Below are 14598 nucleotides of genomic sequence, written 5' to 3'. Positions count from 1 at the left end.
AGCGCATCATGAACTCCATGTAGTTCACAATCATAATCTAGCGATCACATGCCCCCTCTTAAGACACGCAAGGGTACTAAGTAGTGACTACTAATTCTCAATCTATCGGACTACTCAAATCGGATACCCGCACCGCCATGGAGGGCAGAATAATTCCGGATCGATCGCGAGCCGTTCCAAAACCGTATAGATATCCTCCTCAGAATTAACGGGTACAAAGTTTAATATCACGATATCCCGATCATCAATACCATCGCTGGAGCCAATTTCTTCAATAGCCACAGTAAACACTACAATCGAAAACCTGAACCCTTTCGATTTATGAATAAAATCGTAATATTGATGCGGATCGCCTGAGAAAGAATATTTGTAATTAGCATATATTGAGACCCACTTTCGACTTGAGTGATCTTTGCACGGAAGTTCTTGTGCAATATTGTCGTAGCTCGTCCCTTCGAGTCCATACCATACGCTACGAGCGATTTTCTTCTGCTGTTTCATATTTGACCTGCAAATGAGTTTGGCCAGTAAATTCGGATTACTTTGCCGTCCTTTGGATGTAATTGTAGATGAGGCATGACAGCATGCGGATCGTCAGGACTATGATTTGCCATGTAAACTTTTCGATTCACAACATTAGATACAGCTGTGTCATCCCAGTGATAGTACGATTCTTTCCCAAAGGGCGTTTGGAAATAGTCTTTGGCGGTAACGGAATTGAACTCTTCAGCATTCTTATATCCTTGACCTAAATATTTCCCTCTGAACAATTCTTCAGCTTCAGCTCGACTGTTAACAGTAACGTCCTTAGCACCTTGATCCAGCAGCGCAGAAGCTCGTTTAACGCTAGGACTCGACCATTCTATATCCGGTGGAAGAGGTTCTCTGGTATCAACCTTTGCATTCCCGCATGGTGCCGTTGGATTCCCTTTTCCGTCTCCATCTGGCGGGCATCCGTTCAACCCCAACGGATCCACCCACCCCGTCGGATTCGGCACGTACTGATACTGATTCAACCCACCCGCGAGCTTCACCGGATCCGGCGTCAGATACCGCCCTAACCTAGGGTCGTAATACCGATGCCGGTTGTAATGCAGCCCACTTTCAACATCGAAGTACTGCCCCTGAAAACGCAGCGGTTGGTCGAGGTAGTCTTCGCCAGCGAGGGTGACGGCGGCGACTTTGCCGTAGGCGTCGTATTGCGCGGACCAGACGATTTCGCCGCTGTAGTCGGTGAGTTCCTGCGGGGTGCCGAGGTGGTCGAGTTGGTAGTAGAACGGGCAGGCTTTTTTCGGGCCTTTGCCGTCGAGCATCGCCAGTGGGCGGAAGGTGCCGGGTTCGTAGAGGAAGCTGCGGTATTGCGTGGCGCTGCTTTCGGCGACGAGGTGTTCGCCTTGCCAGAAAAATTCGGTGACGGCGCCGTCGATTGTTTTGCGGATGCGCCGGCCGAAGGCGTCGTAGTGATAAGTGGCGGTCTGGCCGTCGGGGCGGGTCAGGCCGATCAGGCGGTGCTGGCAGTCGTAGCGGTATTCGGTGACCAGGGTCTGGCCGTGGCCTCGGCGTTCGCGGATCAGGTTGCCGAAGGCGTCGTAGTCGTAATGGCGGTCGCCTTGCATCAGCAGGCGGTTGCCCTTGATCTGCGCGGGACCGGGGCGGTCCTGCATCAGCAGGTTGCCCGCCGGGTCGTGGGCGAAGGATTCGGGCAGTTCGTCGCGCGAGTGACGTACGCGGATCAACCGGTCGAGGGCGTCGTAGCCGTAGGTACGCTGGCCGTGGCGGCTGTCGGCAATGTGCTCGAGATTGCCGTTGGCGCTGTAGGCATAATCGCGGCGGTACAGCGAGGCGTGGCGATGGCCTACAGCATGGGCAAGCAAGCGGCCCTGATCGTCGTAGGAGTATTCGCTGAGCAGCAAGCCTTGCTGGCGTTGCTGTTCGCGACCGGACTGGTAGACGTGGCGCGTGAGCGGCGTGCCGTTAAGGTCGATGGCTGACAGCGCACCGCCTTTGGCGTAGTGATAGTCGAGCTTGCTGTTGTCCGGCAGGCGCAGGCGTTTGAGCTGACCGCAGGCGTCATAGGCATAGCGCAAGGTGCCCCAGCCCTGATGCTCGGTGATCAGCCGGTCCTGACGGTCGTACTCGAAGGCCAGCGGATGGTTTTGCCCGTCATCAACGGCAACCAAGCGCCCGAGGCGGTCGTAGTCGTAGCGGATCTTGGCGCCATCGGGCAGGGTTTTGACCAGCAAACGCCCGGCCTTATCGCGCTCATAGTGGGTGACCAGACTGGGGCCGAAATCACCAAACTCGGTCTTCTCCAGCAGGTGCCCGTTGAGGTCGTAGGCATAAGCCGTGCGCCGCCCATCAAACCCGGTTTCCTGTCGGATCAATCCGGTCGGCGTGTAATCCAGTCGGTACTTTTCTCCGGACTCGTTTTCAATCTCGGTCAGCAACAGCCGCGCATGGTCATAGCGGTACTGCACGTGGGTGCCGTCGGGGTTGATCCGCCGCGAGACCAAGTGCAGGTCGTCGTCATATTCGTAGCGGGTGATGCGTCCGAGCTCGTCGCGCTCAGCGGTGATCTGGCCGTAAGCGCCGTAGCTGTAGGCGCGCGTGCTGCCCGTAGGAGAAGTCGTCAGGATCAGTCGGCCGGCCGCGTCCCACTGCTGACGACTGACAACACCAAATTCGTCCTGGGTGGTAATCCGCCGTCCCAGCGCATCGTAGGAAAAGCGCCGCACGCCGCCATCGGGCAGGGTTTCTTCGATGAGCTGGCCGAGCTCGTTCCACACCCAGCGGTGGCGGCTGCTGTCCGGGTAACGCAGCGACAGCAATTGGCCGCGCAGGTTGTAGTAGTAATGGGTGACCTGGCCGTCGGGATCGACCGCTTCGGTAACGGCGCCTTCAGCGTTGCGCCGATAGATCCACACCGCATCACCACGGCAACGCTTGTAGAGAAAGCCGTTGCGGTACTCGTAGGACGTTGGTGCATCGTCCGGCGGAATCAGCGCGATCAGCCGTCCGAGTTCGTCATAGCGGTATTCGGTAACCGCGCCCAAAGCATCCTGCTCGGCGATCAATCGCCCCTGCTGGTCATAAGCCTTGAGCTGCTCGCCGCCATCGGCCGCAACCTGGCGCACCAGTCGCGCGCGCTCGTCGTGGACGTAGACTTCTTCGGTGCCGTCGACGTAATGCACGGTCACGCTGGCGTCGTCATCGTTCCAGACGTAACGGGTGTTCATCTGCGAGAACGAAGCCCAGTGCCTCACGCAGCGGGCGGCTTTGCCCTCGCGCTGCCACTCCCAGAAGAAGCTCGCACCGCCGGTCAACTGGCGCTGGAGGATGACGTGGTGGTCGTCGTAGTCGTAGCGCTCGCTGTCGCCGACCGCGTTGGTCGCGACCAGCAGGCGTTGCCGGGCATCGAAGCTGTAGGTGGCAAGGTTTTGCTCGGTGGTCCACTCGCCCTGGACGAACACCTGATAATCGATCGCCACCAGCTGCGTGCGGTCATAACGCAACAGCAATGAGCGGCCGGCGCCATTGTCCAGACGCTGAATGCGGTCGGAGCGATCGCGTTGCAGGGTCAGACGATTGCCGTAGACATCGCTGATTGCGGTCAGCCGGCCGGCGCGAAAGTGGTAGAAGCGCGCGTTTTCCCCGGCCAGGGCGAGGATCAGTTCTTCCGGTTCATCACCGAGAAAGATCGCCGCCCGCGACAGGCTGTTGTGAATCGCTGGACGCGCGACGTTGGGCAGGGGAAACCGAGTGCGGCGGTTTTCGTGGTCGATCCAGATCACGCCGTCGCCGTCGAAGGACAGGCGATGGGCCAGCGTGTGGCTCCAGCCAAAACCCAGGCCGATGTCGATCTCGACCGCGCTGCTGCGGTACAAGCGGGTGAACTCGAAGGGCAGCACGCCATCAAGCACTGCGTCGGTCAGGGTCAGCAGTTCTTCGCCGGTGACCATCGACACCGGGCAGCCGTTTTTGCAGGTATTGGGGACGCAGTCGGCGGCATCGCCGTTGGGGTTTTTCGCCTGGTCGGGGACGTCGTCGTGGGGCTCGTCTTTCTTCAACATGGCGTTGCGCTTGGCATCCCAGCGCAATTGCATCCGGCCCTTTTTCACCCCGGCGGCGATGCCCCGCGCGGCAACGGCTTTGTAGCGGTCGACGTATTCAATAAAGGCGTTGACGATGCTGAACAGCGCCTTGACCAGACGCTTGGCGACGTTGAACAGCTGCGCTGCGCGGTCAGCCAGACGCAGCGTCAGATAAGCGATCCCCGCCCCCGCTCCGACAAACGTCAGCACCACGCTGATCAACACATCGATGATCAGTTGCACGATCATCATCGACGCCACTTCAGCAGACTTGCCGGCAATCTCGCTGGGCGGCAGCATGTCCAGCCACAGGCTTGCCGACCGCAGCAGCAAGCACATCGCCGCTTCGTCACTGACCAGCAACTGCAGCTTTTCCATGAGATCCGGAGCGGTCTGTGCCAGCTCGATCAGATCAGCCGCGCCACTGCCCAAACGCTCGGCGAACTTGCCGGGTTCCTGAAGAATTTCCGAGAGCAGTCCGAGGCTGTCCCATACCCCCTCGATGGCCGCCCAACTGCCGGCGAGCATGCCGTTGCTGGCTGCGGCCGCTACCGACTGTGACCACTGCGGCTTGAAACCTTGCCACTCGCTACGCAGCCAGCCGTCCAGCTCGCCGGTCAAACCGTCATAGGATTCGAACAGCTTCGCGACTTGATTGGAGGTGACAGCGCTGTGCACAAGAACGCGGTAGAACTTGCCCTCTTCACCTCTGAATTCGCCCTTGCCCTGCTGATCAAGGGTGACCGGCGCGGTCTTGCCGCTATCCACGTCGACCACATCGACGGAAATGTTGCCCAGCGGGATGTCGTAGACCGATTCGAACTTGCTCTCGATCTGCATGAGCCCGCCCTGCGGGCACTGGACGACGCTGGAAGAAAACTCCTCGTCGCTGCTACTGACCGCCGTGCTGCGATCGCCGAAGCGAATGATCCGCTCCATGCCCACCAGCGATGGCAGGTCTGCTGCCTCGCTGATCTGGTCCACCCTGCGACTGAGCCAGTGATCGAGCTGTTTGCGGTAGAGGCTGAGCGTTTGCGGGAAACTGTCGAGTTCCTGCTCGATGCGAGCGATGGCTTCCATCAACACACGCAGGCAGACAAGGTGGGCTGAAAAACGGGCTGAAGCATGAGCGGTCCCTCGCGCAAGAAATTAGTCGCGGGAACTGTGCGGGGGATCAGAAAGGAAAGAAGTCAGGCGAGTAGGCAAAGGATGTAGGACTAATCTGCAATCCAACATCCAGCGAAAAACGTGCAGGCAAAAACGTAAACGCGGCGTGAGGAAAACCTCACGCCGCGTTTACTTAGAAGACATACATGGAATTACTGCGTTGAATCACCAGCCATCAGCTGTTGCAGCTTAAGCTCGGCCAACGGGTGGCCGGCTTCGGCGGCCATGCTCCACCAACGAGCGGCCTCAGCGGGATCCGGCGCCTTGCTCGGGGTACCGGCGAGGCTGATCACGCCGACTTGATACGCCGCTTTACCATCACCAGCCAACGCCGCCAGACGCAGTAAGCGCACGCCTTCTTCACGCGCGCCTAACCCGACGCCGCGAAAAGTCAGAATGTGCCCATAAAAGCTTTGCGCACCGACATCGCCGAGGTTGGCCATGCGTGCAAACTGGCCTTCGAGCCAGCGCCAGCCACGCGGCTGGCGAACGAACCACGACCAATGAAACAGCCTGCGGGCCAGCCAGTAACCGGCCCGCGCCTTGAGGCGCAGAAACACTCAGGCCTCCGCCGATTCCGGGTATTCGTATTCGAAGACGCGCACCACTTCCGACGCATGCCAGGACGCCGCTGCAACGCCATCCGAAGGCCCGGAAAAGCGCCCCAGACGCTCGACACATTCAAAAAAACCGGTACGCGGCAAACGACTGGCGCCCTGACTGATGACCAGCGAACTGCGCAACGGCTGCTCGGCTTTGGCGTCCAGTGCGGCCAGATGCTCCAGCGCAGCCGTCAGTGTCTGCATCGCCGGCGTCGGCAGCTGCAAACGCTCAAGCAAGGCTCGATAAGTGAGAAGATGGCGCTGACGACGCGCCTGGTCCAGTTCCCCCAGCAATCCGTCCCAATGTTGACGGCTGATTCGTACGCTCACGATTCGTCCCTCCAACCCGGCACCGTCAGTTCCCAGGCCAGGCTGCGGCGAATCGCGGCGTCGGGCTGACGCTCACCACTTTCGATCATGGCCAGATAAGACGGGCTGATACCTACCGTGCGGGCCAGCGCCTCGATGGCGATGCCCTTCCCTTCGCGCAAACTGCGTAATTGATCCAGACCCGGAAGAATCGGCTCCGGCGAGGCGGCGAGCGGCGCTGCTGGCTGCTGCACCGGTGTTGCGTTGATCCCTGCTGCTTTCAGTAAAGCCTGATATTGAGCCCACGGCAGAACCGCGTATTCGGGTTCGCCATCGCGTGCAATTATCTGAATATCCATGACTACCCCGTAGGACAACACCACTTAGCGAGTCGGCACTTTTCCCTAGAAGTGTAATCCTAACAGCGGCCAAGGTCGCGAGTGGTATCTATCTGTAGGCAGTCTTCGTCAGTCAGGGCTTTTTCGGGCCTTGCAGCTGCAATTGTTCAGGGGTATCAGGAAGGCGCTCAACCACCGCCAGCTTCTCGGGTTGCTGGCGCTTGCGCCACAGGCGGAAGGCGTTGAGCTCGTCATCGAGGGTTTTCATCAGCCAGGCGAGGACAGCGATGTCATCGAGCATGCCGAACATGGGAATGAAATCCGGAATGGCATCGACCGGGCTGAGGAAATACATCAGGCCGGCCACCACCGAAATCAGCGACTTGGCACTGATCGCGCGATACTCGCCACGCCAGTAGGCCAGGCACAGCGACTGCAGCAAGCGCAGATCATCCTTGAGTTTGCCCAGGCGATTGCCTTGCGCGGCGCCTTTGCTGGCCACGGCAAACAACAGGGTCGGCAAGCGTCCACGGGCCAGCAGGCGACCGGCCAACGGCAGGAATCGAGCGAAATTCCACGGAGCTTTCATCTATTCTTCCCGTTGAAATGTTATCCACACAAATTGTGGATAACCTTGTGAACAGAGCTGCATTTCAGCGCTGAGAGCCCCGTTTCATAAGGGCTGCGCTCAGATCGGGCGTTTTTTACTCACATAAAAAAGCCCAATATTTCATTGACTTGGCAGCTCAGGGCGTCTAGCGCGGGCAGCCTCAAAGCTATGACTGTGCTGATCGCTGTCAGTTCGCTCTGTTTACCTTCCCTGACCTGCAGATGCAACAACGCCCCGCATGTGCGAGGCGTTGTTTTCCAGCCGTTGCGTGTTACTTGGCAGCGGCGTCTTCTTTGGCTGGATCCTTGATGGCCAGCAGTTCCAGGTCGAAAACCAGAACCGAGTTGGCCGGGATTGCCGGGCTTGGCGACTGAGCGCCGTAAGCCAGATCGCTAGGGATGTACAGTTTGTACTTCTCGCCAACGTGCATCAGTTGCAGACCTTCAACCCAACCCGGGATCACGCCACTGACTGGCAGATCGATCGGGCTGCCGCGCTCTACGGAGCTGTCGAACACGGTGCCGTTGGTCAGCTTGCCGGTGTAGTGAACAGTGACTACGTCGGTCGGCTTAGGCTGTGGGCCGTCGGCTTTCTTCACTACTTCGTACTGCAGGCCGGAAGCGGTGGTGGTCACACCGGCTTTCTTGCCGTTTTCTTCGAGGAATTTCTTGCCGGCGGCTGCCGACTCTTCACTCATCTTGGCCATACGCTCTTCAGCACGCTTTTGCAGCGAGGCGAAGGCTTCGACCAGTTCTTCATCTTTCAGCTTCTGTTCTTTCTTGCCAACGGCATCTTCGATGCCCTGGGCTACCGCTTTGGAGTCCAGATCATCCATGCCTTCCTGGGCAAGGCTTTTGCCCATGTTCAGGCCGATGCCGTAGGAAGCTTTTTGCGCCGGGGTTTTCAGCTCTACGCTGGTCTGCGAGTCACAACCCGCGAGTACCAGGCTAACCAGGGCTACCGCCGCCGCCAACCGATGCTGTTTCATGCTATTTCCTTGTTCATGCGCCGAATGGGCAATCGAGTAAAGCCGCGAGCTTATCAGGCCGCCACGACCAATGGCTACCGGCATGAGAGCAGGAATCTTCCGATAAGTTCAGGGATTAAAACGCATTTGGGCAACGGCTGGATGAAGCTTCTGTCATCCACGGACGACAAGCGTCATCGGAGCTTGCCTCAGCGTCTGGCGTAATGGCCACTTGCCCAGCAGTCATGGCTCAGGCATAACAGCGCAACAATTCGACAAGGATGTTTAACTTGCGCCTTCTATTCCGCGTTCTCACTCTGGTGATCGTGCTGGCGATAATCGCCCTCGCGGTGATCGTCTATTACGTCGCCAGCCCGAAATTGCCCTTCTACACCCCGCCGCAACAGGTACGTTACCTGGATCAATGGAGCGAAGAGCAACGGCAGACCTACTACTTCACGCCCCAAGGTACGCAAGTCAAAGGCCTGCGTTACGAGTGGTTTCAGGCATTGGAATTGCCCTTCTCCGAGCAGCGCTTCGCCTCCCCTGAATATCTCGCCCGTTTCGGCTTCCTGGTCGACCCGCAGCAGAAAGCGAGCGCGAACAACCCCGGCAACCTTCCCGTCGGTTTTGCCCGGCACCAGAATCCCGGCAACGCCTCGGAGCATTATCTGGACATCACCTGCGCCGCTTGCCACACCGGCGAGTTGCGCGTCAAAGGCCAGGCCGTACGTATCGATGGCGGCAGCGCACAGCACGTGCTGCCTTCCAGCGTTCCTACGTTGCGCGGTGGCAGTTTCGGACAGGCCCTGGTCGCCAGTCTCGCCTCGACTTACTACAACCCGTGGAAGTTCGAGCGCTTCGCCCGCCAGGTGCTCGGAGATGATTACGAAGCGCGCCGCGAACAATTGCGCAGCGAGTTCAAGACCTCGCTGAACACCTTCATCAAAGTGGCGTGGAACGACACCCATCGCGGCCTGTACCCGACCGAGGAAGGCCCGGGGCGCACCGATGCGTTCGGCCGGATTGCCAACGCGACGTTTGGCGATGCGATTTCCCCTGCCAACTACCGCGTAGCCGATGCCCCGGTGGATTATCCGCAGCTGTGGGACATGTGGACGTTCGACTGGGTGCAGTGGAATGGCTCGGCCCAGCAGCCGATGGCGCGCAATATCGGCGAAGCGCTCGGCGTCGGAGCCACATTGAATTTCTTCGACGGCAACGGCCAGCCGCTGCAAGGTGCTGAGCGCTACCCCTCCAGCGTGCGCGTGCGCGATCTGCACGCCATCGAAGAAACCTTGCAGCAGTTGAAGCCGCCGACCTGGCCGGAAGATCTGTTCGGTGCGATCGACAAGCCGCTGGCCGCCAAAGGCCGCGCGCTGTTCGCGGAAAACTGCGTCGGCTGCCATGTCCCGCGCCAATCGCAGGAAGGCGAACGCTGGGTGCAGCACTTGCACATGCTGCCCGTAGACGTGATCGGTACCGATCCCAATGCGGCCAACAACGTTGCCAGCCATCGTTTCGACCTGAGCGCGCTGCAATGGGATGTCAAAGAGTTGGAAAAAATGGACGTCAGACTGCACCCCGAACCTAAAGCGCCGCTTGATCTGAGCCAATTGTCGGTGGCCAAGGGCCTGGCTTACGTCACCGCGTTCGTGGAAAACCGTGCCTATCGCGACGCGCAGATCACGCCGGAAGAAAAACCGCGCATGGACGGTTTCGGCCTGCCGATCGGCGTGCGCGAGAAGGTCGCTTACAAGGCTCGACCGCTGGCTGGCGTGTGGGCGACTGCGCCGTTTCTGCACAACGGTTCGGTGCCAAGCATCTATCAGTTGCTGTCACCGCAGGATGAGCGCGCCACCACCTTCTATAAAGGCACGCTCGAATACGACCCGCGCCACCTCGGCTATCGCACCGAGCCTTTCGCCAACGGTTTTCTGTTCGACACGCGCATCAGCGGCAACCACAACAGCGGCCACGAATTCCGCGCTGGCGCTCGCGGCAACGGGGTGATCGGCCGCCTCCTGCAACCAGAGGAGCGCTGGGCGCTGCTCGAATACCTGAAAGTGCTGGGCGGATCACTGGAGGCGCAGTTGCCATGATCATGCCGACATTCAAAAAAGAACTGCCGCCACTGGCTCGCTTCTGGCTCTGGTTGGGGCGTTTGCTTGGCAAGACGCTGCTGATCCTGCTGATCATCGGCCTGCTCGGCTGGGCCATCGCCGCCGCGTGGTTCGCTTGGCAGCATCGTGGGCCGGTGTCGGCGCAGGAACAGATTCCACCAGGCGAAGCGGCGATGACCCAGGACATCATTCAAACCGCTGTGCGCATCGTCGACCAGCATCGCGAAAGCACGCGTTATCTGCGCGATGCCCACGCCAAAGCGCATGGCTGCGTGAAGGCGCAAGTGCAGGTTTTACCGGAACTGGCGCAATCGCTGCGACAGGGTGTGTTCAGCGAGCCGGGCAAGACCTGGCAGGCGCTGATCCGGTTGTCCAACGGCAATGCCTACCCGCAATTCGACAGCATTCGCGACGCGCGCGGAATGGCGATCAAGTTGCTTGAGGTTCCTGGCACGCAACTGCTAGGCAACCGCCAGGACCAGCATGAACAGGATTTCGTGATGTTCAGCCATCCGAATTTCTTTGTCAGCGATGTCGCCGAGTATCGTCAGAATGTGGCGGCGCAGGCTGACGGCAAGAAGGTAATGGCGTTTTTTCCGACATGGGATCCGCGCACCTGGCAAGTCCGTCATCTGTCTATCGCGCTGGCTACGCTGTCAGCGCCGCCGGACAGTCCGACCGAGACTACATATTTCTCGGTATCGCCCTACAAGTTCGGTGAGGCCAATGCGAAATTCCGCGTCGTGCCGGATCCGGAGCGTTGCCCGGCGTATACCTTGCCCAAACAGAATCACGACTTGCCGAATTTTCTGCGCAGTGCACTGAATCAACAGTTATCCACGGATCGGGTGCCGGCGTGTTTTGCCCTGCAGATCCAGCGCCAGGACGCGAACAAGTACATGCCGATCGAGGACACCAGCATTGAGTGGCGTGAGCAAGATGCACCGTTTGAAACCGTGGCGCGGATCACTCTGCCTGCGCAGGACTTCGATACGCCGGCGCTGAATCTGCAATGCGACAACCTGTCGTTCAACCCGTGGTTCGGCATCGAGGCGCATCGGCCGATTGGCGGGATCAATCGCTTGCGCAAGGCAGTGTACGAGGCGGTGAGCGATTATCGGCATGCCCGCAATGCGGCGCAGTAGCGCGGCGATTTCATAAATCGCAGACAGCAAAAAGCCCGCACAAGGCGGGCTTTTTGTGGTGTCTGGCGTTCAGTTCCAGATACCGAATATGGCGCAGCGGACGGGACTCGAACCCGCGACCCCCGGCGTGACAGGCCGGTATTCTAACCGACTGAACTACCGCTGCGCGAAACGCTTGAAACGAATGGTGGGTGATGACGGGATCGAACCGCCGACATTCTGCTTGTAAGGCAGACGCTCTCCCAGCTGAGCTAATCACCCTTCGCTTCGTTACGGGGCGCATTATGCCACAAGTTTTCGTAAAGTGTTGATTTAATTGAATATTTTTCAAAAAAATCTGAAAACCGGTGAAACGATACATCCCGCGGGTACAACCTTGAGACAGAAAAAAACCCGCCTCAGCGGGTTTTTCCGTGGTGACCTGGCGTTCAGTGGTCCAGGTTACCGAATATGGCGCAGCGGACGGGACTCGAACCCGCGACCCCCGGCGTGACAGGCCGGTATTCTAACCGACTGAACTACCGCTGCGCTAAACACTTGAAACGAATGGTGGGTGATGACGGGATCGAACCGCCGACATTCTGCTTGTAAGGCAGACGCTCTCCCAGCTGAGCTAATCACCCTTCGCTTCGGTGTGGCGCGCATTCTACGGAGCACCCCTACCTCTGGCAAGCACTTTTTTAAATAATTTTCCGAGGCCTTCCAAAGGCTTAGAGAAGGGTTGGCCTACGCCCCGGCGAAGACAATAATGCCCCCCTTTGTATAAAGGAGTGACTCGCCCCATGTGGTTCAAGAACCTGCTGATCTATCGCCTGACCCAAGACCTGCCTGTCGATGCCGAGGCGCTGGAAACTGCACTGGCGACCAAACTGGCGCGGCCGTGTGCAAGCCAGGAGCTGACCACTTACGGTTTCGTTGCACCGTTCGGCAAGGGCGAAGATGCGCCGCTGGTACACGTCAGCGGCGATTTCCTGCTGATCTCTGCGCGTAAAGAAGAACGTATTCTGCCGGGCAGCGTTGTGCGTGACGCGGTCAAGGAAAAGGTCGAAGAGATCGAAGCCGAGCAGATGCGCAAGGTCTATAAGAAGGAACGCGACCAGATCAAGGATGAAATTATCCAGGCGTTTCTGCCGCGCGCGTTCATTCGTCGCTCGTCGACCTTCGCCGCGATCGCGCCGAAACAGGGCCTGATCCTCGTCAACTCGGCCAGCCCGAAACGCGCCGAAGACCTGCTGTCGACGCTGCGCGAAGTGATCGGCACCCTGCCCGTGCGTCCGCTGACCGTGAAAATGGCACCGACTGCGGTGATGACCGAGTGGGTCACCACGCAGAAAGCCGCCGACGATTTTTATGTACTGGACGAGTGCGAACTGCGCGACACCCACGAAGACGGCGGCATCGTCCGCTGCAAGCGCCAGGACCTGACCAGCGAGGAAATCCAGCTGCACCTGAGCACCGGCAAAGTCGTCACTCAGCTGTCGCTGGCCTGGCAGGACAAACTGTCGTTCATGCTCGACGACAAGATGACCGTCAAGCGCCTGAAATTCGAGGATCTGCTGCAGGATCAGGCGGAACAGGACGGTGGTGATGAAGCCCTGGGCCAACTGGATGCCAGCTTCACCCTGATGATGCTGACCTTCGGCGACTTCCTGCCGGCACTGGTTGAAGCGTTGGGTGGGGAAGAGATGCCGCAGGGGATCTGACTCTGACGAGCATCTAACCTGTGGGAGCGAGCCTGCTCGCGAATGCGGTGCGCCAGCAACATTAATGTATCTGGCTCACCGCTTTCGCGAGCAGGCTCGCTCCCACAATGTTTTGTGGTGTAACCAATAATAAGGATCAAGCCATGCGCGCACTGGCTGCACTCAGCCGCTTTGTCGGCAATACCTTCGCTTACTGGGTTCTGATATTCGCCGTCGTGGCCTTCCTGCAACCGGCGTGGTTCATCGGCCTGAAAAGCGCGATCGTACCGCTGCTGGGTCTGGTGATGTTCGGCATGGGCCTGACCCTCAAGCTCGACGACTTCGCTGCCGTCGCTCGCCATCCGTGGCGGGTGGCGCTGGGCGTGGTTGCGCATTTCGTGATCATGCCCGGTGTGGCGTGGTTGCTCTGCCAGGTGTTTCACCTGCCGCCGGAAATCGCCGTCGGGGTGATTCTGGTCGGCTGCTGCCCGAGCGGCACCTCTTCGAACGTGATGACCTGGCTGGCACGCGGTGATCTGGCGCTTTCAGTGGCGATTGCCGCGGTCACTACCCTCCTCGCCCCACTGTTGACCCCGGCACTGATCTGGCTGCTGGCCTCGGCGTGGCTGCCGGTATCGTTCATGGAGCTGTTCTGGTCAATCCTGCAAGTGGTGCTGTTGCCGATCGTTCTCGGCGTGGTCGCGCAGCGTTTACTCGGCGACAAGGTGCGGCATGCGGTGGATGTGTTACCGCTGGTGTCGGTGGTCAGCATCGTGATTATCGTCACCGCCGTGGTCGCGGCGAGTCAGGCGAAAATCGCCGAGTCCGGCCTGCTGATCATGGCGGTGGTGATGCTGCACAACAGCTTCGGCTATCTGCTCGGCTACTTCACCGGGCGCCTGTTCGGCTTGCCGCTGGCTCAGCGCAAGTCGCTGGCACTGGAGGTCGGCATGCAGAATTCGGGACTGGGCGCGGCATTGGCCAGTGCGCACTTCTCGCCACTGGCGGCGGTGCCGAGCGCGCTGTTCAGCGTCTGGCACAATATTTCCGGGGCGCTGCTGTCGACGTACTTCCGGCGCATGAGCGAAAAAGAAGATCGCGACAACCTCGCGCAAAGGGCTGCCGACTGAGCTGAAAACTTGATCCCCGGGTTAATGCTCGTCAGTATATTGCGCAACGCGGGGACGACCCTGCGGCTCGATCGAGTCATTCATCTGGGGACGACCCCGTCAATCGATGGAGGTCCTGCATGTCCTGGATCATTCTGTTTTGCGCCGGTCTGTTCGAAGTCGGCTGGGCCGTCGGGCTGAAATACACCGACGGCTTCACCCGCCCGCTCCCCACCGCCCTGACCGTTGCCGCCATGGCTATCAGTCTGGGTCTATTGGGCTTGGCGATGAAGGAATTGCCGTTGGGTACGGCCTATGCGATCTGGACCGGCGTAGGTGCGGTGGGCACGGTGATCGCCGGGATCATTTTGTTCGGCGAGTCGATGGCATTGATTCGGCTGGCCAGTGTGGCGTTGATCGTTACCGGGTTGATCGGGCTCAAGGTCAGCGCTTAA

12 protein-coding genes and 4 tRNA genes are annotated in these 14598 nt (G+C 59.3%); 5 read left to right on the top strand and 11 right to left on the bottom strand.

From position 1 onward, the window contains the following. Positions 1-114 precede the first annotated feature (114 nt). The 7 genes from AB4N73_RS03350 to AB4N73_RS03320 all read right to left on the bottom strand — a co-directional run bounded on the left by AB4N73_RS03350 (position 115) and on the right by AB4N73_RS03320 (position 8105). Entirely contained in the window at positions 115-501 is a 387-nt protein-coding gene (locus tag AB4N73_RS03350) for a hypothetical protein (protein ID WP_263469732.1), read from the bottom strand. Beyond that, positions 498-5171, bottom strand: a complete 4674-nt coding sequence (locus AB4N73_RS03345) for an RHS repeat-associated core domain-containing protein (protein WP_460142911.1) — start codon at positions 5169-5171, stop codon at positions 498-500. Before AB4N73_RS03345 ends, AB4N73_RS03350 begins: the two co-directional genes overlap by 4 nt. 239 nt (positions 5172-5410) lie before the next feature. Continuing rightward, a complete protein-coding gene (locus tag AB4N73_RS03340) occupies positions 5411-5818 on the bottom strand; it encodes an SEL1-like repeat protein (protein WP_076566754.1) in 408 nt (135 codons plus the stop codon). Beyond that, positions 5819-6190 (bottom strand): hypothetical protein, encoded by a 372-nt coding sequence (locus AB4N73_RS03335; protein ID WP_003223109.1) that lies wholly within the window; start codon positions 6188-6190, stop codon positions 5819-5821. Beyond that, positions 6187-6528: a helix-turn-helix domain-containing protein gene (locus tag AB4N73_RS03330; RefSeq protein WP_056783977.1), complete on the bottom strand. Its 342-nt coding sequence runs from the start codon at positions 6526-6528 to the stop codon at positions 6187-6189. The genes AB4N73_RS03335 and AB4N73_RS03330 overlap by 4 nt, the downstream gene beginning before the upstream one ends. 112 nt (positions 6529-6640) lie before the next feature. Continuing rightward, positions 6641-7096 carry a YkvA family protein gene (locus AB4N73_RS03325; protein WP_016773733.1) on the bottom strand — a complete coding sequence of 152 codons (456 nt, stop codon included), beginning with the start codon at positions 7094-7096 and terminating at the stop codon, positions 6641-6643. A 292-nt stretch (positions 7097-7388) separates the two neighbouring features. Continuing rightward, a complete protein-coding gene (locus AB4N73_RS03320; protein ID WP_016773732.1) occupies positions 7389-8105 on the bottom strand; it encodes an FKBP-type peptidyl-prolyl cis-trans isomerase in 717 nt (238 codons plus the stop codon). A 269-nt stretch (positions 8106-8374) separates the two neighbouring features. On the opposite strand from AB4N73_RS03320, the gene AB4N73_RS03315 reads away from it, so the two are divergent. Both AB4N73_RS03315 and AB4N73_RS03310 read left to right on the top strand, forming a co-directional pair. After that, the gene (locus tag AB4N73_RS03315) at positions 8375-10186 is read left to right on the top strand and encodes a di-heme-cytochrome C peroxidase (protein WP_457263903.1); all 1812 of its coding nucleotides are present in this window, start codon (positions 8375-8377) and stop codon (positions 10184-10186) included. Beyond that, on the top strand, positions 10183-11352 hold the full coding sequence (locus AB4N73_RS03310) for a catalase family protein (RefSeq protein WP_236169113.1): 1170 nt from the start codon (positions 10183-10185) through the stop codon (positions 11350-11352). Before AB4N73_RS03315 ends, AB4N73_RS03310 begins: the two co-directional genes overlap by 4 nt. Positions 11353-11441: 89 nt before the next feature. Here AB4N73_RS03310 and AB4N73_RS03305 read toward each other — a convergent pair. The 4 genes from AB4N73_RS03305 to AB4N73_RS03290 form a co-directional block, all read right to left on the bottom strand. Then, a tRNA-Asp gene (locus tag AB4N73_RS03305) sits at positions 11442-11518 on the bottom strand. A 19-nt stretch (positions 11519-11537) separates the two neighbouring features. Next, positions 11538-11613 (bottom strand) — tRNA-Val (locus AB4N73_RS03300). A 190-nt stretch (positions 11614-11803) separates the two neighbouring features. After that, positions 11804-11880, bottom strand: a tRNA-Asp gene (locus AB4N73_RS03295). A 19-nt stretch (positions 11881-11899) separates the two neighbouring features. Continuing rightward, positions 11900-11975 (bottom strand) — tRNA-Val (locus AB4N73_RS03290). A gap of 159 nt (positions 11976-12134) precedes the next feature. On the opposite strand from AB4N73_RS03290, the gene rdgC reads away from it, so the two are divergent. The 3 genes from rdgC to sugE all read left to right on the top strand — a co-directional run bounded on the left by rdgC (position 12135) and on the right by sugE (position 14598). After that, positions 12135-13055, top strand: a complete 921-nt coding sequence (gene rdgC, locus AB4N73_RS03285; RefSeq protein ID WP_024012190.1) for a recombination-associated protein RdgC — start codon at positions 12135-12137, stop codon at positions 13053-13055. Between the two features lie 143 nt (positions 13056-13198). Then, positions 13199-14164, top strand: coding sequence for a bile acid:sodium symporter family protein (locus AB4N73_RS03280; RefSeq protein WP_041479525.1), 966 nt, complete (start codon positions 13199-13201; stop codon positions 14162-14164). A 119-nt stretch (positions 14165-14283) separates the two neighbouring features. Continuing rightward, a complete protein-coding gene (sugE, locus tag AB4N73_RS03275) occupies positions 14284-14598 on the top strand; it encodes a quaternary ammonium compound efflux SMR transporter SugE (RefSeq protein ID WP_041479526.1) in 315 nt (104 codons plus the stop codon).

Source organism: Pseudomonas sp. S3_B08, assembly GCF_054667725.1.
The sequence above is the reverse complement of the archived record's forward strand: the minus strand, read 5'-3'. Positions and strand labels throughout refer to the sequence as shown.